The organism is Pseudomonas protegens (genome assembly GCF_013407925.2).
In the GTDB taxonomy this organism is placed as follows: Bacteria; Pseudomonadota; Gammaproteobacteria; order Pseudomonadales; family Pseudomonadaceae; genus Aquipseudomonas; species Aquipseudomonas fluorescens_AP.
In genome coordinates this window covers 3,181,543-3,199,613 of sequence record NZ_CP060201.1, presented here as the reverse complement: position 1 = coordinate 3,199,613, position 18,071 = coordinate 3,181,543, and the positions used below count along the sequence as shown (strand labels likewise).

Sequence of the window (18,071 nt, the reverse complement as noted above, 5' to 3'; positions counted from 1 at the left end):
GCTTATGTATGAAGCCCTTGGCGACCTGTCCCTGGACCTGCTCCGGGTGTTTGAAGCAGCGGCCCGTTTGCGCAGCTTCACCGCCGCGGCTGTGGAGCTGGGGACCACCCAGCCGGCCATCAGCCAGCAGATCAAACGGCTGGAGGAGCGGTTGAATGTGCGGCTGTTCGATCGGATCTACCGCGGTATCGAACTGACCGAATCCGGCGCCTTGTTGCTGGAACAGGTGCAGGCCGGCCTGCAGAGCATCGATGCCGGCCTCTCCGCCCTGGCCCAGCAGCATCAGCACGAGGTGCTGCAGGTGGCCACGGACTTCGCCTTCGCCGCCTATTGGCTGATGCCGCGCCTGCATCGCTTTCATGAGGCCAACCCCCAGGTGGACGTCAGCCTGGTGACCAGTGAACGCAGCCACAGCATGCTGCGCAGCGATATCGACGTGGCGGTGCTGTTCGGCGATGGGCGTTTCAAGCATGGCGAAAGCCGCTGGCTGTTTAGCGAGGAAGTGTTTCCGGTGTGCAGCCCGCTGCTGCTCAAGGAGCGCGCCGCGCCCTTGTCTGTGCATTGCCTGCCGGAGTTGCCACTGCTGCACCTGCGGGGCGAGAACAGCAGCCATTGGTTCGACTGGAGCGGGGTGTTTCGCGAGCTGGGCCTGGCCAGCGCCCCGGCCCCCGGGCAATTGCGTTTCGACAACTACACCTTGCTGATCCAGGCGGCCATCGGCGGCCAGGGCGTGGCCATCGGCTGGCGTCACCTGGTGGACAACCTGCTGGAGCAGGGCCTGCTTTGCCGGCCCATCGCCGAGACCCTGATCTCCCGCTACGGCTACTACGTGGTGCTGCCCCAGCGTAAGCGCCGTGGCCCGTTGATCCAGCGTTTCGTCGACTGGCTGATGAGTGAGCAGGCCGGCAGCGCCCAATCCCTCAAGGGGCTGTCGTTGCCGTCCATTGCCTTGTAGGCGGAGCCTTGAACAGACTCAACAGGGACAGTGCGCCGTTGCCCAGGCACACCAGCGACACCGACACCACCGCCAGGAAGGCCAGGTATTCCCAGCCGCCGCCGGGGCTGGTGTAGATCCAGCCGTGGGCGCCGTGGACGAAGACAATGGCCCCCAGCAGCATCGGCAGCAGCCCCAGGGCGATCCAGCGCACGCCGACCCCGAGTATCAGCAACAAGCCCCCCACCAGCTCGGCGCACACCGCCGGGTAGGTCATCCACTCGGGCATGCCGGTGGCGCCGAACAGCTTGAGGGTGCCCGGCCAGCCCAGGACCAGGATTTTGAACAGGGCGTGGGCGATGTACATGGCGCCCAGGGCCAGGCGCAGGAACAGGGCGGCCCATTGTTCCGGTGCCGAGAGTGGTGATGCGATTGAGCGGGCAGGCATATGACAAGTCCTTGTGTGGTTGGGAGTGTTGCGGATTGCTGAGTGTTCAGCGGTTAAACGATGGCCACCGAGGCGCCGGCCAGTAGCAGCACGCCGACGTGGAAGTTGCTGCGAAACAGGTCGTTGCAGGGCTCCGGGTGGTCCGGACTGAACAGGCTGAGCTGGTAGGCCAGGGACAAGGCGATCGGCAGCAGCACGATGAAAAAGCCCGGGTTGGCACCGGCCAGCAGGCCCGCGCCGCACCAGCACAGCACGGTCATGGCGTAGAACCCGGCGATCCAGTTCTTGCCCCGTGCGGCGAACAGCGTCGCGGTGGAGCGCAGGCCCATTTTCAGGTCGTCCTCACGGTCGCTGTAGGCATAGAGCGTGTCATAGCCCAACTGCCAGAACAGGCAGCCCAGCCACAGCGCCAGCGCACTGGGTTGCAGGCTGCCGGTGGTTTCCACACTGGCCATGAGCACGCCCCAGTTGAACACCGCGCCGAGAAACGCCTGGGGCCAGTGGGTGAAGCGCTTGAACAGCGGATAGACCAGGGTCAGGGGCACGCAGCACAGGGCCAGCAGCACCGTCGCCGGTTGCAGCAATAGCAGTAATGCGGCCGCCAGCAGCAAGAGTACGACCAGGCAAGCCAGGGCCTGATTCAGGCTCAGTGAACCGTTGGCCAGGGGTCGCTGGCGGGTCCGGCTGACCTGGGCGTCGAAGCGCCGGTCGAGGATGTCGTTGATGCAGCAGCCGGCACTGCGCATCAGCAGGGCGCCGAGGGCGAACACCAGCACCGTGCCGACCTGCGGAATACGCCCGGCGCAGAGGATCAACGCGGCCAGGGCCGGCAGCAGGGTCAGCCAGGTGCCGATGGGCCGGTCCAGGCGCATCAGGCGGGCGTAGGCCTGCCAGGATCGCGGCAGGCGGGTCGCCACCCAGTCATGGGCGCGGATGTCATTGAGGTCGCGGCTTGCGGGCATTTTCGGTCCCTGAATGTGAATACGGGGTTGATCGCAACCAAGCGCTTGCAGGTGTTGAAAAAACACCCGGGCCGCTGGCGGTCGCCGAACGTCGGGCAAGCCGCTGCCGTGATCGCACGGTTTGATTTTCAGTGCGATCTGCTGGCTGGTTGGATGCGCTAAAGTTGCCCGCCCCCGCCCCTTGGGGCAAGGGAACAATCCGCAATAGCCTCCTGCAGGATCTGCAATATGCTCCGTGACCAAGTGCCCCGCGTTCCGCGTATCGACCTCAACCTGCTGCGGGTTTTCGATGCGGTCTATGAGGACCGCAGCATCCTGCTGGCCAGCAAGCGCCTGCACCTGAGCCAATCGGCGGTCAGCCATGCCCTGACCCGGCTGCGTGAGTCCCTGCAGGACGAGTTGTTCATCCGCACCGCCAAGGGCATGCAGCCGTCGGCCCGGGCCGAGGCGATTGCCGGCCCGCTGCGCGAGGCGCTGCTGACCATTCAACACACGGTCGGCGTGGAGCCTTTCGACCCTGCCAGCGCGACGCGGACCTTCACCCTGGCAGCCAATGACTACCTGAGTTCGGTGCTGCTGGCGCCGTTGCTGCGGCGCCTGGCCCAGGTGGCTCCGGGGGTGGATCTGGTGGTGCGCCCGGCGACCCGCCTGGACCTGGCCGAGCAGATCGATGTTGGGCGTATCGATCTGGCTGTCGGGGTGTTTGCCGAGTTGCCGCAGCGGGTGCACAGCGCCTGTCTCTGGCGGCAGCAGGATGTGTTGCTGATGTGCCCCGAGCATCCCCTGCTCGAGCTGCCCGCACTGACGCTTGAAGCCCTGGCGGACCAGCCGTTGATCACGCTGTCGGTGGGCGGGCAGGAGGAAGGCGCGGTCAACGGCTACATTCTTGAGCGCGGTATTGCCCGGCAGTCGGAGATGTTCGATCGCCAGCGCCTGGAGCAGGCGCTGGCGGCGATTGGTCGGCGTCCCCGGTACAAGGTCACCCTGCCCCATGCCCTGGTGCTGCCGCAGTTGCTGGAGCAGTCGCGCCTGGTGGCGATTGTGCCGCAGCCCTTGGCCCGGGCCTTCGAGCAGCGCTTCGGCCTGTGCCGGCGGGCGCTGCCGCTGGCGGTCGAACCCTCATCGCTGCTGGCGATCTGGCACGGGCGCAACAGTGCCGACCCGGCCCATCTCTGGCTGCGCCAGCAACTGCTGGAGGTGGCGGCGACGCTGGCGCAAGCGCTTTGAGCCGGCCGGCAATCGGTGTTTTCATGGGGCCGGTGTTTTTTCCACGGCAGGTGCTCTGCATCTGTGGCGAGCCTTGAGGGCTCGTCGTTATCACGAGGCTTTGCATGCAACGGATCAAGGGCTATCACGCCCATGTCTACTTTGACGCCAACACCCTCGACCGTGCCCGGGCCTTGTGCGAACAGGCGGCGCAGTTGTTCGAGCTGAAAATGGGCCGGGTTCACGAACGGCCGGTTGGGCCGCACCCGGACTGGAGCTGCCAGCTGGCGTTCGCGCCAGAGGTGTTTGCCCAGGTGGTGCCGTGGCTGGCCCTCAATCGTCAGGGGCTGGTGGTGTTCCTGCACCCTGATACCGGGGACGACTTGCTGGATCACACCGAGCATGCGATCTGGATGGGGGCCATGCGGCCGCTGGATCTGACGGGGTTCTGAGGGGGGGCGCTTGGCTGGGCAGCCGGCTCCTGTGGGGAGTCGGCTGGTTGAAAAACGATCAGTAGAGCACGCCGTCGAGGATCTCGTAGACGATGCCGGTGCCCACGGCCATCAGGAAGATGTCGCCGCCCATGCGTCGCCATTCATAGCCCGGGTAGACCGGCAGGCGCGACAGGGCGCGTCCATCCAGGCGTTCGCCGTAGTAACCGCGGGGCAAGGGTTGGCCGCGCACCAGGCGGATGCCGGGCGGTGGCGGCGCGCCCCGCACGAAGTAGCCGCGATTGTCGTGGATGGTCTGGCGTATCGGGCCGAAATCCCGCGGTGGCCCGCCGCGCCGGTCGTTGTCCGGGCCGCGGTGTTCATTGCCTCGATTGTCCCAATGGCCCTGCTGTGGACCTGCGCGATCATCCCAGCGGCCATGGTCGCCGCGTTCGTCGGCCATCACGTGGAGCAACGGGCTGGCGCCGAGCATCAGCACCACGGCACCGGCAATCAGACGTTTGGGCATTTTCATCAGGCATTCCTCGCAGCACAAACAGCAAAAAGGGTTTCAGAACACAGGCTCTGAAACCCTCGGTCTTGTCAGTTTAGTGTGCATCCAGAGGCGCGAATTCCTCTGTATCAGGAACTTTACCCTCAGCTGACCCGGGCTTGACGCACGCCCTCGGCCAGGGCCGCGCACAGGCTCAGGACACCGTCCACCGCTTGCTCGGAAGACTCGGCACTGGCGATGTGGTCGATCAGCGCCGAGCCCACTACCACGCCGTCTGCCAGACGGGCGATGGCGGCGGCCTGCTCTGGGGTGCGGATGCCGAAGCCGATGCTGATCGGCAGCTCGGTGTGGCGACGCAGGCGGGCCACGGCCTCTTCCACGTGCTCCAGGGTGGCGGCGCCGGCACCGGTGACCCCGGCCACCGAGACGTAGTAGACAAAGCCGGAACTGCCGTCGAGGACCTTCGGCAGGCGCGCATCGTCGGTCGTTGGCGTGGTCAGACGGATGAAATCGATGCCGGCGGCCTGGGCCGGGTCGCACAGCTCGCTGTTATGTTCCGGCGGCATGTCCACCACGATCAGCCCGTCCACCCCGGAGGCCTTGGCGTCGGCGATGAAGCGCGCCACACCGTAGTGGTGGATCGGGTTGTAGTAGCCCATCAGCACCAGCGGGGTTTCGTTGTTGCCTTCGCGGAACTCGCGGACCATCTGCAGGGTTTTCGCCAGGTTCTGCTTGGCGCCCAGGGCGCGGATGTTGGCCAGTTGGATCGCCGGGCCGTCGGCCATCGGATCGGTGAAGGGCATGCCCAGTTCGATCACATCGGCGCCCGCCGCGGGCAGGCCCTTGAGGATTTGCAGGGAAGTGTCGTAGTTCGGGTCACCGGCGGTGACGAAGGTCACCAGGGCCGCGCGGTTCTGTTCCTTGAGCTTGGCAAAGCGGGTGTGCAGGCGGCTCATCAGTGTTTCTCCTGCTGGGACTGTTGCATGTGGTGCATGACGGTTTGCATGTCTTTGTCGCCGCGGCCCGAGAGGTTGACCACCATCAGGTGATCCTTGGGCAGGGTCGGCGCGCGCTTGAACACTTCGGCCAGGGCGTGGGCGCTTTCCAGGGCCGGGATGATGCCTTCCAGGCGGCAGCACTGGTGGAACGCGGCCAGGGCTTCGTCGTCGGTCACCGAGGTGTATTCGACGCGGCCGATGTCGTGCAGCCAGGCGTGTTCCGGGCCGATGCCGGGGTAGTCGAGGCCGGCGGAAATCGAGTGGGCGTCGATGATCTGGCCATCGTCGTCCTGCAGCAGGAAGGTGCGGTTGCCGTGCAGCACGCCCGGTACGCCGCCGTTCAGGCTGGCGGCATGCTTGCCGGTCTCGATGCCGTAGCCGGCGGCTTCAACGCCAATGATCTGCACGCTTTTATCGTCGAGGAACGGGTGGAACAGGCCCATGGCGTTGGAGCCGCCGCCGATGCACGCCACCAGGCTGTCCGGCAGGCGGCCTTCCTGGGCTTGCATCTGCTCGCGGGTTTCCTTGCCGATCACGGCCTGGAAGTCGCGGACCATGGCCGGGTACGGGTGCGGGCCGGCCACGGTGCCGATCAGGTAGAAAGTGCTGTCGACGTTTGTCACCCAGTCACGCAGGGCTTCGTTCATCGCGTCTTTCAGGGTGCCGGTGCCGGCGACGACCGGGATCACTTCGGCGCCCAGCAGCTTCATGCGGAACACGTTGGCCTGTTGGCGCTCGATGTCGGTGGTGCCCATGTAGATCACGCATTGCAGGCCAAAGCGCGCGGCCACGGTGGCGGTGGCCACGCCGTGCATGCCGGCGCCGGTCTCGGCGATGATGCGTTTCTTGCCCATGCGCCGGGCCAGGAGGATCTGGCCGATGCAGTTGTTGATCTTGTGCGCGCCGGTGTGGTTCAGCTCTTCGCGCTTGAGGTAGATCTTGGCGCCGCCGCAGTGTTCGGTCAGGCGTTCGGCGAAGTACAGCGGGCTGGGGCGGCCGACGTAATCGCGCTGGAAGTAGGCCAGCTCCTTGAGGAACTCGGGATCTTCCTTGGCCTTTTCGTACTCACGGGCCAGGTCGAGGATCAGCGGCATCAGGGTTTCGGCCACGTAACGGCCGCCGAACGCGCCGAACAGGCCGTTGTCGTCTGGACCATTACGCAATTGGGACTGAGTCATTGCAGCGCTCCCGGGCAAGGGTGGGGAAAGACAGATTCGTGGAAGGACAATGGGGCCCACTCTACCCCTGACACCGAAGGCTGAAAACCGATAAGATCGCCGCAACCTGTCAGGAAAACTCACCTATCCCATGAGCCGCGACCTGCCCCCCCTGAATGCCCTGCGGGCCTTCGAAGCCACTGCCCGGCTCAACAGTGTCAGCCAGGCTGCCGAACAACTGCACGTGACCCATGGCGCGGTGAGCCGGCAGTTGAAAGTGCTGGAACAACACCTGGGCCTGAGCCTGTTCGTCAAGGATGGACGTGGCATTAAACTCACAGATGCCGGGATTCGTCTGCGCGATGCCAGCAGCGAGGCCTTCGAGCGCCTGCGGGACGTTTGCGCCGAGCTGACCCGTGGCAGCGCCGACGCGCCGTTCGTCCTCGGCTGCTCCGGCAGCCTGCTGGCGCGCTGGCTGATTCCGCGCCTGGGGCGCCTGAACGCCGACCTGCCGGACCTGCGCCTGCACCTTTCCGCCGGTGAAGGGGACCTGGACCCCCGCCGCCCGGGGCTGGATGCCCTGCTGGTGTTTGCCGAGCCGCCGTGGCCGGCGGACATGCAGGTCTATGAACTGGCCTGCGAACGCATCGGGCCGGTGCTCAGCCCGCGTTATGCCGGTTACCCGCGCCTGCGCACGGCGCCGGCCACGGCCCTTGGTGCAGAGCCGCTGCTGCATACCACCTCGCGTCCCCAGGCCTGGCCCAGCTGGGCGCGGCACAACGGCATCGCCGCCGATTCGCTGAAGTACGGGCAGGGTTTCGAGCATCTGTATTACTTGCTGGAAGCGGCAGTGGCCGGGCTTGGGGTGGCGATTGCTCCGGAGCCGCTGGTGGCCGAGGACTTGCTGGCGGGCAGGCTGGTTGCCCCGTGGGGGTTTTCCGACACCCCGGGGCAACTGGCGCTGTGGTTACCCAAGCGCGCCGCGGATGGGCGCGCCCGGCAGTTGGCGCAGTGGTTGAAAAACGAACTGCGCCAGCCGGCTTAGTTGCCGCGCTTGCACAGCAGGTAGGCGGCCAGCAGGCCGATGGCGCCGACCGCCACGCCGGCGGTGGCCCACGGGTGTTCCTGGGCGTAGTCGCGGGTGGCGATTCCGGTTTCCCGGGTTTTCACTTTGACTTCTTCATAGGCATCGCTGATCAGGCTGCGGGAATGCTTGAGCGCGTTCTCGGCGTTGCTCTTGAGGGCCTTGAGGGTCTTGCGCGATTCGTCGGTTGCATCGTCCTTGAGGCTTTCCAGGGATTTGAGCAGGCTTTCGATCTCGGCTTCCATACTTTCCAGTGAGGCTTTGCGTAACGAGGTGTTGGCCATGTCGGCTCTCCTGCAGGGTAGTGAACGGACTCTGTAGGTTCCGACTGCGGCCTGTTCAGAAAGTGCAGAAAATCTGAACTAGCCGTGAGCAATGGCGCCCCAAGTAATAAGAAAAATCACTGCTAGGCTGTATTTCACAGCTAAAAAGGAGAGCGCCATGACTGATCATCACACCTACAAGAAAGTCGAACTGGTGGGTTCGTCGCCGAACAGCATCGAAGAGGCGATCAACAACGCGCTGGCCGAAGCGCACAAGAGCATCAAGCACCTGGAGTGGTTCGAAGTGACCGAAACCCGGGGTCATATCAAGGACGGCAAGGCCGCGCATTTCCAGGTCACCCTCAAGGTCGGCTTCCGGATTGCCAATAGTTAAAAGCTTGAGCTAGGCTCTGGAACTTGTGCGCTGGCCGAGTGCCATAGGAAATGGCAAAGCGCTACAACTGTCTTGAGCCTCTGTCAGGCTGGCATCAACGCCGCCTCTTTTGATCCGACCAGGGAATGCGACCGATGAAAAAACTAGTATTAGCAGCTGCTTTGTTGAGTCTTGCGGGAACAGCCCTTGCCGCCGGCAAGCCGTGCGAGGAGCTGAAAAGCGAGATCGCCGCGAAGATCGACGCCAAGGGCGCCAAGCATTATTCGCTGGAAGTGGTCGACAAAGGCGCGGCGGCGGATGGCAAAGTGGTTGGCACCTGCGAAGCGGGCACCAAGGAAATCGTCTACAAGCGCGGTTAAGCCCCTGTAGATGTTCATGAAAAAGCCGACGCCAGGGCGTCGGCTTTTTCATGCCTGGCGTTCAGCCTTGCATCACCTGTGACAGCAGCTCGTAGGAGTGCAGCCGGTCGGCGTGCTCGTACAGATCGCAGGTGAAGATCAGCTCATCGGCGCCGGTCTGTTCGATCAGGACTTCCAGCTTGGCGCGGATTTTCGCCGGGCTGCCGATCATCGCCAGGCCAAGGAAACTCGACACCGCTTCCTTCTCGTGGGGCAGCCACAGGCCGTCCATGCTATTGACCGGCTTGCGCTGCACCAGGCTCTGGCCACGCATCAGCGCGAGGATCCGCTGGTACACCGAGGTTGCCAGGTAGTTGGCCTGTTCATCGCTATCGGCCGCCACCAGTGGCACCCCCAGCATCACGTAGGGCTTGTCGAGCACCGCCGAAGGTTTGAAGTGATTGCGATAGACGCGAATCGCCTCATGCAGATAGCGCGGTGCGAAATGTGAGGCGAAGGCGTAAGGCAAACCCCGTTCCCCGGCCAATTGCGCACTGAACAGGCTGGAGCCCAACAGCCACACCGGTACGTTGGTGCCGCTGCCCGGCATGGCGATCACCCGTTGCTCCGGGGTACGCGGGCCGAGGTAGGCCATCAGTTCGGCAACGTCTTCAGGGAAATCGTCAGCACTGCCGGAGCGTTCGCGGCGCAGGGCGCGGGCGGTCATCTGGTCGGAGCCCGGTGCGCGACCCAGGCCGAGGTCGATGCGCCCCGGGTACAGGCTTTCCAGGGTGCCGAACTGTTCGGCGATTACCAGCGGCGCATGGTTGGGCAGCATGACCCCGCCGGAACCGACGCGAATCGTCGACGTCCCGCCGGCCAGATAGCCGATCAGGACCGAGGTGGCGGAGCTGGCGATGCCGTCCATGTTGTGGTGTTCGGCGACCCAGAAGCGCGTGTAGCCGAGCTTTTCCACATGTTGCGCCAGGTTCAGGGAATTGCGCAGGGACTGCGCCGGGCTGCCGTCTTCACGCACGGGCACCAGGTCGAGGGTCGAGTATTTAACAGCGGACAGTGGTTGCATGAGCCTGCTTCTCCTTGAGGGTGCGCAGGCCTTTGTCATGAGCCAAAACCTGCCGAAGTCTGTAAGTCAGACCTATGCAATGTGGGCATATACCCGAGATTCAATAGCCAGAGTGAATTTGTCGGATAAAGAGCCTCGCTGCACACCGGCTGAACTTTGCCATCAGATCTATCCTCAGAACCCTTAGGCAACAGAAACCAACGTGGTGCGAGCATTCGCATCGGTTCTTGAGGAGAAAGAGATGAGTATCAAAAAGAAAGCCTCGGCTCATTGGGAAGGTGATCTGAAAACCGGCATCGGCTCGATCTCGACCGAAACCGGGGTCTTGCGCGAGGCGCCCTACGGCTTCAAGGCCCGTTTCGAAGGAGGCAAGGGCACCAATCCGGAAGAGTTGATCGGTGCCGCCCATGCGGGGTGCTTCTCCATGGCCTTCTCGATGATTCTCGGCGAGGCCGGGCTCAAGGCCGACAGCATCGACACCCAGGCCGAAGTGACCCTGGATCAGGTCGACGGCGGCTTCGCCATCACCGCGGTGCACCTGATCCTCAAGGCGAAGATCCCCGGCGCCAGCCAGCAGCAGTTCACGGAGCTGAGCAACAAGGCCAAGGAAGGGTGTCCGGTGTCCAAGGTGCTCAACGCCAAGATCAGCCTGGAAGCGACGCTGCTGGGTTGATGGTTGTGCCGGCAAGCCGGCTCCTGCTGCGGTTGGTGGGAGTCGGCTTGCCGGCGAAAGCTTCTGTGCGGCGCACACGCACCTGTGGTCGAATACGCGGCGGCGGCTTCAGCGCACCTTCGTGCGCGCCGCAGCAAGGGAGCTTTGGATCATGAAACGTTTTGCCTGGGTGGTTGCAAGTTGCGCGCTGGCCACATCGGCCCTCGCCGCCCCCAAGCCCTGTGATGAACTCAAGGCCGAGATCGAAGCCAAGATCCAGGCCCAGGGCGTACCGTCCTACACCCTGGAAATCGTCACCAATGACGAAGTTCACGACAACAACATGGTGGTCGGCAGCTGCGAGAACGGCACCAAGAAGATCATCTACCAGAAGAACGATCGCTGAGCCGCTTCAGGGCACGCAGTTGATCATGCGTTCCTCGGCCACGATCTCGCCCTTGGCGTCGTACAGTCGGGCGCTGGGGGTGAAGGCCAGGTTGCGCGCTTCCAGGCGATAGCGCTGGCCGGCCTGGAAATGGTCGTAGCGCAGGGTCAGGTAGCACAGGCGCTCCTGGGGATCGTTGTTCATGCCCATGCCGCCGCTGAACACTTCGAAGTCAAAGCGCACCATCAATTCGTGGCTGCCGGGGCTGACTTGAAAGTAGCGACCGTCTTTGAGGCGCTGGTTGTCCAGGCGCTCGGCCATGACCAGTTTGCCACCCGGGGTTGGCGTGGCCAGGTCGATCCAGGCCTGTTGCGGATCGACATTGGGCAAGGGGCTGGAACAGGCGCCGAGGGCGGCGAGGCTGAGGATGAGTAGTAGCTGGCGCATGACAGTGGCCGATTGAACGTGGGGAATCCGAGCATAACGCTGATCAACGGCCTTGGCAGCCCGCTGGTCGTGTTGCGCGACGTCACGGGTGCCTGGCGCAGTGTCGGCCTGGCGAGATAGTCTTGCCGACAGATTTTTTCGGATGACCCACATTGAACAGGCCGCCTTCTTGCCATCGGATACGTGCTGCCGTTTCCCGTCTCCTGCTGCCGCTCCTGGTGCTTGGCCTGCTCAGCGGTTGCAGCAGCCTGGGTTACTACAGCCAGCTGGCCAGCGGACAGTTGCAGCTGTTGCGCGCGCGCACCCCGGTGGCCGAGGTGCTGGCCGACCCTGCTCGCGACCCGACCCTGCGGGCCCACCTGGCCCAGTCGCAACAGGCCCGGGACTTTGCCAGCCGGCACCTGCACCTGCCGGACAACCGCAGCTACCGGCTGTACGTCGACATCGGCCGGCCTTATGTGGTGTGGAATGTGTTCGCCACGCCGGAGTTTTCCCTGAGTCCGCAAACCCATTGCTTTCCCATCGCCGGTTGCGTGGCCTATCGCGGCTACTACAGCCAGGGCGCGGCTCGCGGCGAGGCGGCGCTGCAGCGCCAACAAGGCATGGACGTGGCGATTGGCGGGGTGGAGGCCTATTCGACCCTGGGCTGGTTCGATGACCCGATCATCAGTTCGATGATGCACTGGGGCGACGAGCGCCTGGCGACCCTGATCTTCCATGAGCTGGCGCATCAGCGCTTCTATGTGAAGGACGACACCGAGTTCAATGAGTCCTTCGCCACCTTCGTCGAGCAGGAAGGCACCCGGCAATGGCGGGCCTATCGTGGGCTGGCGCCCCAGGACGATGCCGACGTGCGTCAGCGCGATCAGTTCATCCAGCTGTTGCTGGACACCCGCCAGCGCCTGGAACGCCTGTACGCCCTGCCCTTGCCCGCCGAGCAGATGCGCCAGCGCAAGGCGCAGGCCTTCGAGACGTTGCGCCGGGAATACCGGCAGATGCGGGACAGCCAGTGGGCCGGTTCCAAGCGCTATGACGCCTGGATCGACCAGCCGCTGAACAACGCCCGGTTGCTGCCCTTTGGCCTGTACGACCAGTGGGTGCCGGCGTTTGCCGCGTTGTTCAAGCAGGTCAATGGCGACTGGCCGGCGTTCTTCCTTGCCGTGGAGAAGCTGGGGCGCCTGCCGGCCGAGCAGCGCAAGGCTGATTTGCTCAAGTTGCAGAATGCCGTCGCCGCCCACCAGGCGCCGAGTCTGTAGCAGCCTGCCGGCCGGCGAACAGCGGTTCTAACCCCGTAAAAACGCCTGATGCAACTCGGCCAGCGTCTCAAAGTGATAGGCCGGCGCCTCGGCGCTCAACTCCTCGCGGCTGCCAAAGCCATAGCCCACCGCCGCCGCGTCCAGCCCGTTGCGCTTGGCGCCGATCAGGTCGTGCTTGCGGTCGCCGATCATCAGCGTGCTGGCCGGGTCCAGCTGTTCCTGCTCCAGCAGATGGGCGATCAGCTCCACCTTGTCGGTGCGGGTGCCGTCCAGTTCGCTGCCGTAGATCACCTTGAAGTGGCGGGCGAAGTCGAAGTGGCGGGCGATTTCCCGGGCGAAGACCCAGGGCTTGGACGTCGCGATGTACAGCTGCCGCCCTTGCCCGACGAGGGTTTCCAGCAACGGCGTGACGCCATCGAAGACCCGGTTCTCGTACAGGCCGGTGACCTTGAAGCGTTCGCGGTAGAAATTCACCGCCTCCCAGGCCCGGGCCTCGTCGAAACCGTAGAACTGCATGAAGGCCTGCAACAGCGGCGGGCCGATGAAGTGCTCCAGCCGGGTCAGGTCCGGCTCGTCGATACCCAACTGGCCCAGGGCGAACTGGATCGAGCGGGTAATGCCTTCGCGGGGATCGGTCAGGGTGCCGTCGAGGTCGAACAGGACGGTTTGGTAATGCATGGCGGTTCCTCGGCAGTCAGTAGCGGATCAGGGTCGGTCGTAGCCTTCGGCCAGGTGCAGGTCCTTGAGTTTCACGTAGTTGGCGGCGCTGTAGGTGAAGAAGGCGCGCTCCTTGTCGGTCAGCGGGCGCGCCTGCTTCACCGGGCTGCCGACATACAGGAAGCCGCTTTCCAGGCGCTTGCCCGGCGGCACCAGGCTGCCGGCGCCGACGATCACGTCGTCTTCCACCACCGCGCCGTCCATGACGATGCTGCCCATGCCGATCAGCACCCGGCTGCCGATGCGGCAACCGTGGAGCATGACTTTGTGGGCGATGGTCACGTCGTCGCCGATCAGCAGCGGGAAGCCGTCGGGGTTGAACGGGCCGGCGTGGGTGATGTGCAGCACGCTGGCGTCCTGCACGCTGGTGCGCGCGCCGATGCGGATGCGGTGCATGTCGCCGCGGATCACCGTCAGCGGCCAGACCGAGCTGTCGGCGCCGATCTCGACGTCGCCGATGACCACCGCCGAGTGGTCGACAAAGGCCCGTTCGCCCAGGCTCGGGGTGTGGTTCTGATAGCTGCGAATGGCCAAGTGCGAATGCCTCTCTGAGATTTATTAATGGGGGCTATAGCTGCGGTGGCGGCTCATTGTAATTAAGATGGTGCTACGTTTCCCTGCATGTTTCTTCCAGCCAAGGTGCCCACCGTGAGTGTGAACAACCCTCTTCTGCAGCCCTACGACCTGCCGCCGTTCTCGGCGATCCGCGCCGAGCATGTGCAACCGGCCATCGAACAGATCCTGGCTGACAACCGCGCCGCCATCGCTGAAATCCTCAAGACCCAAGCCACCCAGCCCACCTGGGCCGGCCTGGTATTGGCCATGGACGAGCTCAATGACCGCCTGAGCGCGGCCTGGAGCCCGGTCAGCCACCTCAACGCGGTGTGCAACAGCGCCGAACTGCGTGAAGCCTACGAGGCCTGCCTGCCGGCCTTGAGCGCCTACTCCACGGAAATGGGCCAGAACCGCGAGCTGTTCCAGGCCTTCGACGCCCTGGCCAAGAGCCCCGAAGCCGCCGGTTTCGACGTGGCGCAGAAAACCATCCTCGAACACTCCCTGCGCGACTTCCGCCTGTCGGGCATCGACCTGCCGCCCGAGCAGCAACAGCGCTACGCCGAGGTACAAAGCCGGCTCTCGGAGCTGGCCAGCCGTTTCTCCAACCAGTTGCTGGACGCCACCCAGGCCTGGACCAAGCACATCACCGATGAAGCGGCCCTGGCCGGCCTGACCGACTCGGCCAAGGCGCAGATGGCCGCCGCGGCCCAGGCCAAGGGCCTGGACGGCTGGCTGATCACCCTGGAATTCCCCAGCTACTACGCGGTGATGACCTACGCCCAGGACCGAGCCCTGCGCGAAGAGGTCTATGCCGCCTACTGCACCCGGGCGTCGGACCAAGGCCCCAACGCCGGTCAGAACGATAACGGCCCGGTGATGGAAGAGATCCTCGACCTGCGTCAGGAACTGGCCAAGCTCCTGGGCTTTGCCAGCTTTTCCGAGCTGAGCCTGGCCACCAAGATGGCCGAGTCCAGCGATCAGGTGTTGAGCTTCCTGCGGGACCTGGCCAAGCGCAGCAAACCCTTTGCCGCCCAGGACCTGGAACAGCTCAAGGCCTATGCCGCCGAACAGGGTTGCCCCGACCTGCAAAGCTGGGACAGCGGTTTCTATGGCGAGAAGCTGCGCGAGCAACGCTACAGCGTGTCCCAGGAAGCCCTGCGCGCCTACTTCCCCATCGACAAGGTACTTGGCGGCCTGTTCGCCATCGTCCAGCGCCTGTACGGCATCGAGATCGCCGAGCAGAAAGGTTTCGACAGCTGGCACCCGGATGTACGGCTGTTCGAAATCAAGGAAAACGGCCAGCACGTCGGCCGCTTCTTCTTCGACCTGTATGCCCGCTCCAACAAGCGCGGCGGTGCCTGGATGGACGGTGCCCGCGATCGACGCCGCACGGTCGACGGTGTGTTGCAGAGCCCGGTGGCCAACCTGGTGTGCAACTTCACCCCGGCCGACAGCGGCAAGCCGGCGCTGTTGACCCACGACGAAGTCACCACCCTGTTCCACGAATTCGGCCATGGCCTGCACCACCTGCTGACCCGGGTCGAGCACGCCGGGGTTTCCGGGATCAATGGCGTGGCCTGGGACGCGGTGGAGCTGCCGAGCCAGTTCATGGAGAACTGGTGCTGGGAGCCCGAAGGCCTGGCGCTGATCTCCGGTCACTACGAGACCGGCGAGCCGCTGCCTCAGGATCTGCTGCAGAAGATGCTGGCGGCGAAGAACTTCCAGTCCGGGCTGATGATGGTGCGCCAGCTGGAATTCTCGCTGTTCGACTTCGAACTGCATGCCACCCACGGCGACGGTCGCAGCGTGCTGCAAGTGCTGGAAACCGTGCGTGACGAAGTCTCGGTGATGCGTCCGCCGGCCTACAACCGCTTCCCCAACAGCTTCGCCCACATCTTCGCCGGCGGTTACGCCGCGGGTTACTACAGCTACAAATGGGCGGAAGTGCTGTCGGCCGATGCCTTCTCCAGGTTCGAGGAAGAGGGTGTGCTCAACCCGGCCACCGGGCGGGCGTTCCGCGAGGCGATCCTGGCGCGTGGCGGCTCCCAGGAGCCGATGGTGCTGTTCGTCGACTTCCGCGGACGGGCGCCGTCGATTGACGCACTCTTGCGCCATAGCGGCCTCAGCGAGGACGCGGCAGCATGAGTGACGCACCCGTGAAGACCAAGAAACGCTTTATCGCCGGGGCGGTGTGCCCGGCGTGCAGTGAGCAGGACAAGCTGATGATGTGGAGCGAGGACGACGTGCCCCATCGCGAATGCGTGGCCTGTGGCTATGCCGACACCCTCAACGCCCAGGGGCTGTCGGTGCCCAAGGAACTGGGAACCCGGGTCAACCACGCGGCCCCCAAGGTCGCCGACACCAAGGTGCAATCGGTGCAGTTTTTCCCCAACCCCAAGTTGAAGAAAAAAACCGACTGACCACGCAAGAAAAAGCCGGCTCCCTCGCAGGAGCCGGCTTGTCGGCGAAGCAATTGGCCACCCCTTTCCCTCGCCACCTGCGCTTTCGCCAGCAAGCTCGCTCCTACAGAGGGGACGGTGCTTAGTGGCTCAGCGGCTTGGTCGCGCCCACCGTCTCGAACCAGCTCTTCACCGAACAGGTGGCGAACACGCTGGTGCTGCAGTCGCCATTGGCCAGCGCGGTGCGCAATTTGTCGACATCGGCCTGCATCATGTAGCGAATGCCGTCCTTGAAGTGGGAACTGTCGCCAAATCCGCCCTGAGTCATTTCATTCAGTGCGTCCTCTTTGCTCCAACCCTGGACCACTACCCGATACATGGCCGACATCAGGCCGGTGCGGTCCGAGCCGTGTTTGCAGTGCATCAGCACCGGACCCTGGGCTTCGGCGCTCTGGATGGCGCGCAGGGCCTTGAGCACGTCGGCGTCATCCACATGGTTGGTGCGGTAGGGCAACTGCACCTGGTTGATACCCGGACTCGACAGCCAGCTGGAGTCGGACTCCGGGAGGAAGTTGATCACGGTCCCGACCTTGAGTTTTTCCAGCAGCGGCACCGCGCCCTTGTCCGGCAGGGCGCTGCGGTACAGGGTCGGCGACATCTGATACAGGTTGTATTGCTTCTCCACCGGCTGCGCCCATTGCTCGGGGCGAGTGGCGGGGGCGTCGGCGGCTTGGGCCTGTGGTCCGGCGATCAGTGCCAGCAGCGACAGACAAAGTGCAGGAATGAAGCGGGTTCTGGGCATGTGGGGGTCACTGATTGGGGGCATTGAATGTCATGCAGTGTCCTCCGCGCTCGGTTAAAGCTCTGTTAGTCCGCTGTCAAAGAAACGTGAAGTGGATGGGTAATGTCCGGCGGTTTCTGATCTTTTTTCTGGCTGAAACGATTTATCCAGATGCTTAGCCTGCTACCATTTGTAACCAAAGTTTGCTGATGTGTTCATCCACCGGGCCTGCCCCGGCTTTTTGCGTTGCCCAAACATAAAGTCGCGCCATGACGCGGCTGACCTTTCCATCAATGCCTGATGAGGTGCACCGATGTCCGATCAAGATCGAGACAACCCGCGGCGTGAGTTCTTGCGTAAATCCCTGACCCTGATCCCCGTGGTCACTGTCGCCAGTACCGGCCTGGGCAGTTCCATGCTGGCGGCGGCGCCCGAGACGGCTGCCCCCGCCAGGCCGGCGGCGCCGGGCAAGCAGCCCGCAGGCGACCTGAGCTATGAGCCGAGCTACTTCAACGCCGAGGAGTGGGCCTTCATCAAGGCCGCGGTGGAGCGCCTGATTCCGGCCGACGACATGGGCCCGGGTGCCCTGGAAGCCGGGGTGCCGGAGTACATCGACCGACAAATGAACACCCCCTACGCCGCCGGTGCCCTGTGGTACATGCAAGGCCCGTTCAAGGCCGACGCCGCGCCGGAGATGGGCTGGCAGAGCAAGCTGGTGCCCAAGGACATCTATAGCCTGGGCATTGCCGCCGTGGATGCATGGTGCAAAGACCTCAAGGGTCAAGTTTTTGCCGCGCAAGACAGCGCCACCCGAGACGCTTTGCTCAAGCAGCTGGAGGCTGGAACCCCGCAGTTCGAGGCGGTCCCGGCCAAGCTTTTCTTCAATCTGCTGTTGCAGAACACCAAGGAAGGCTTCTTCAGCGATCCGATCCACGGCGGCAATAAAGGCCTGGTGGGCTGGACCCTGATCGGCTTTCCCGGCGCGCGCGCCGATTTCATGGATTGGGTGGAACGCAACGAGCAATACCCCTTCCCGGCAGTATCGATTCGCGGCGAGAGGGCTTGA

At 64.2% G+C, this 18,071-nt stretch carries 23 protein-coding genes; 12 read left to right on the top strand and 11 right to left on the bottom strand.

Annotated features, from left to right (window positions below; genetic code table 11):
- Nucleotides 1-4 precede the first annotated feature (4 nt).
- Nucleotides 5-955, top strand: coding sequence for a choline sulfate utilization transcriptional regulator (locus GGI48_RS14745; protein WP_179598931.1), 951 nt, complete (start codon nucleotides 5-7; stop codon nucleotides 953-955).
- On the opposite strand, the gene GGI48_RS14740 is transcribed toward GGI48_RS14745, so the two are convergent.
- Nucleotides 921-1,382, bottom strand: coding sequence for a DoxX family protein (locus tag GGI48_RS14740; protein WP_179598929.1), 462 nt, complete (start codon nucleotides 1,380-1,382; stop codon nucleotides 921-923). The two genes, GGI48_RS14745 and GGI48_RS14740, sit on opposite strands and share 35 nt — an antisense overlap.
- Before the next feature lie 53 nt (nucleotides 1,383-1,435).
- Complete coding sequence (gene ubiA, locus GGI48_RS14735; RefSeq protein ID WP_179598927.1) at nucleotides 1,436-2,344, bottom strand: 4-hydroxybenzoate octaprenyltransferase; 909 nt, start codon at nucleotides 2,342-2,344, stop codon at nucleotides 1,436-1,438.
- A gap of 228 nt (nucleotides 2,345-2,572) precedes the next feature.
- Here ubiA and GGI48_RS14730 point away from each other — a divergent pair, with 228 nt between their 5' ends.
- The gene (locus GGI48_RS14730; protein ID WP_047306747.1) at nucleotides 2,573-3,571 is read left to right on the top strand and encodes a LysR family transcriptional regulator; all 999 of its coding nucleotides are present in this window, start codon (nucleotides 2,573-2,575) and stop codon (nucleotides 3,569-3,571) included.
- 104 nt (nucleotides 3,572-3,675) lie between these two features.
- Nucleotides 3,676-4,002 (top strand): DOPA 4,5-dioxygenase family protein, encoded by a 327-nt coding sequence (locus GGI48_RS14725; protein WP_179598925.1) that lies wholly within the window; start codon nucleotides 3,676-3,678, stop codon nucleotides 4,000-4,002.
- 58 nt (nucleotides 4,003-4,060) lie between these two features.
- On the opposite strand, the gene GGI48_RS14720 is transcribed toward GGI48_RS14725, so the two are convergent.
- From GGI48_RS14720 to trpB, 3 genes are all read right to left on the bottom strand, one after another.
- Entirely contained in the window at nucleotides 4,061-4,516 is a 456-nt protein-coding gene (locus tag GGI48_RS14720; protein WP_179598923.1) for an anti-virulence regulator CigR family protein, read from the bottom strand.
- 122 nt (nucleotides 4,517-4,638) lie between these two features.
- Complete coding sequence (gene trpA, locus GGI48_RS14715) at nucleotides 4,639-5,451, bottom strand: tryptophan synthase subunit alpha (RefSeq protein ID WP_016965137.1); 813 nt, start codon at nucleotides 5,449-5,451, stop codon at nucleotides 4,639-4,641.
- Nucleotides 5,451-6,671, bottom strand: coding sequence for a tryptophan synthase subunit beta (trpB, locus tag GGI48_RS14710; protein ID WP_016965136.1), 1,221 nt, complete (start codon nucleotides 6,669-6,671; stop codon nucleotides 5,451-5,453). Before trpB ends, trpA begins: the two co-directional genes overlap by 1 nt.
- Nucleotides 6,672-6,801: 130 nt before the next feature.
- Between trpB and GGI48_RS14705 the strand changes: the two genes are divergently transcribed.
- The gene (locus tag GGI48_RS14705) at nucleotides 6,802-7,695 is read left to right on the top strand and encodes a LysR family transcriptional regulator (RefSeq protein WP_103740841.1); all 894 of its coding nucleotides are present in this window, start codon (nucleotides 6,802-6,804) and stop codon (nucleotides 7,693-7,695) included.
- On the opposite strand, the gene GGI48_RS14700 is transcribed toward GGI48_RS14705, so the two are convergent.
- Nucleotides 7,692-8,018 (bottom strand): YqjD family protein, encoded by a 327-nt coding sequence (locus GGI48_RS14700; RefSeq protein ID WP_016965135.1) that lies wholly within the window; start codon nucleotides 8,016-8,018, stop codon nucleotides 7,692-7,694. The genes GGI48_RS14705 and GGI48_RS14700 overlap by 4 nt on opposite strands.
- A 157-nt stretch (nucleotides 8,019-8,175) precedes the next feature.
- Between GGI48_RS14700 and GGI48_RS14695 the strand changes: the two genes are divergently transcribed.
- Entirely contained in the window at nucleotides 8,176-8,391 is a 216-nt protein-coding gene (locus tag GGI48_RS14695; protein WP_016965134.1) for a dodecin, read from the top strand.
- 134 nt (nucleotides 8,392-8,525) lie between these two features.
- Nucleotides 8,526-8,750, top strand: a complete 225-nt coding sequence (locus tag GGI48_RS14690; protein WP_047306749.1) for a DUF1161 domain-containing protein — start codon at nucleotides 8,526-8,528, stop codon at nucleotides 8,748-8,750.
- A gap of 61 nt (nucleotides 8,751-8,811) precedes the next feature.
- On the opposite strand, the gene GGI48_RS14685 is transcribed toward GGI48_RS14690, so the two are convergent.
- Complete coding sequence (locus tag GGI48_RS14685) at nucleotides 8,812-9,813, bottom strand: LLM class flavin-dependent oxidoreductase (protein ID WP_179598921.1); 1,002 nt, start codon at nucleotides 9,811-9,813, stop codon at nucleotides 8,812-8,814.
- Between the two features lie 241 nt (nucleotides 9,814-10,054).
- Between GGI48_RS14685 and GGI48_RS14680 the strand changes: the two genes are divergently transcribed.
- Together GGI48_RS14680 and GGI48_RS14675 are read left to right on the top strand one after the other, a co-directional pair.
- Nucleotides 10,055-10,486 (top strand): OsmC family protein, encoded by a 432-nt coding sequence (locus tag GGI48_RS14680; protein WP_016966922.1) that lies wholly within the window; start codon nucleotides 10,055-10,057, stop codon nucleotides 10,484-10,486.
- Nucleotides 10,487-10,637: 151 nt separating this feature from the next.
- On the top strand, nucleotides 10,638-10,871 hold the full coding sequence (locus tag GGI48_RS14675) for a DUF1161 domain-containing protein (protein WP_016967731.1): 234 nt from the start codon (nucleotides 10,638-10,640) through the stop codon (nucleotides 10,869-10,871).
- 6 nt (nucleotides 10,872-10,877) lie between these two features.
- Here the strand turns inward: GGI48_RS14675 and GGI48_RS14670 are convergent, their stop codons facing one another.
- A complete protein-coding gene (locus GGI48_RS14670) occupies nucleotides 10,878-11,297 on the bottom strand; it encodes a hypothetical protein (protein WP_016967730.1) in 420 nt (139 codons plus the stop codon).
- A 152-nt stretch (nucleotides 11,298-11,449) separates the two neighbouring features.
- On the opposite strand from GGI48_RS14670, the gene GGI48_RS14665 reads away from it, so the two are divergent.
- Nucleotides 11,450-12,553, top strand: a complete 1,104-nt coding sequence (locus GGI48_RS14665; protein ID WP_179598919.1) for an aminopeptidase — start codon at nucleotides 11,450-11,452, stop codon at nucleotides 12,551-12,553.
- A gap of 27 nt (nucleotides 12,554-12,580) precedes the next feature.
- Here the strand turns inward: GGI48_RS14665 and GGI48_RS14660 are convergent, their stop codons facing one another.
- Both GGI48_RS14660 and GGI48_RS14655 read right to left on the bottom strand, forming a co-directional pair.
- Nucleotides 12,581-13,231, bottom strand: coding sequence for an HAD family hydrolase (locus GGI48_RS14660; RefSeq protein WP_016967728.1), 651 nt, complete (start codon nucleotides 13,229-13,231; stop codon nucleotides 12,581-12,583).
- 27 nt (nucleotides 13,232-13,258) lie between these two features.
- Nucleotides 13,259-13,804 (bottom strand): gamma carbonic anhydrase family protein, encoded by a 546-nt coding sequence (locus GGI48_RS14655; RefSeq protein ID WP_047306753.1) that lies wholly within the window; start codon nucleotides 13,802-13,804, stop codon nucleotides 13,259-13,261.
- Between the two features lie 114 nt (nucleotides 13,805-13,918).
- Here GGI48_RS14655 and prlC point away from each other — a divergent pair, with 114 nt between their 5' ends.
- Together prlC and GGI48_RS14645 are read left to right on the top strand one after the other, a co-directional pair.
- Nucleotides 13,919-15,970 carry an oligopeptidase A gene (gene prlC / locus GGI48_RS14650; protein WP_260620661.1) on the top strand — a complete coding sequence of 684 codons (2,052 nt, stop codon included), beginning with the start codon at nucleotides 13,919-13,921 and terminating at the stop codon, nucleotides 15,968-15,970.
- Nucleotides 15,967-16,245, top strand: coding sequence for a YheV family putative zinc ribbon protein (locus GGI48_RS14645; RefSeq protein ID WP_016967725.1), 279 nt, complete (start codon nucleotides 15,967-15,969; stop codon nucleotides 16,243-16,245). Before prlC ends, GGI48_RS14645 begins: the two co-directional genes overlap by 4 nt.
- A 121-nt stretch (nucleotides 16,246-16,366) precedes the next feature.
- Here the strand turns inward: GGI48_RS14645 and GGI48_RS14640 are convergent, their stop codons facing one another.
- Nucleotides 16,367-17,026: a tyrosine-protein phosphatase gene (locus GGI48_RS14640; RefSeq protein WP_179598915.1), complete on the bottom strand. Its 660-nt coding sequence runs from the start codon at nucleotides 17,024-17,026 to the stop codon at nucleotides 16,367-16,369.
- 292 nt (nucleotides 17,027-17,318) lie between these two features.
- Between GGI48_RS14640 and GGI48_RS14635 the strand changes: the two genes are divergently transcribed.
- Nucleotides 17,319-18,071, top strand: a complete 753-nt coding sequence (locus GGI48_RS14635; RefSeq protein WP_179598913.1) for a gluconate 2-dehydrogenase subunit 3 family protein — start codon at nucleotides 17,319-17,321, stop codon at nucleotides 18,069-18,071.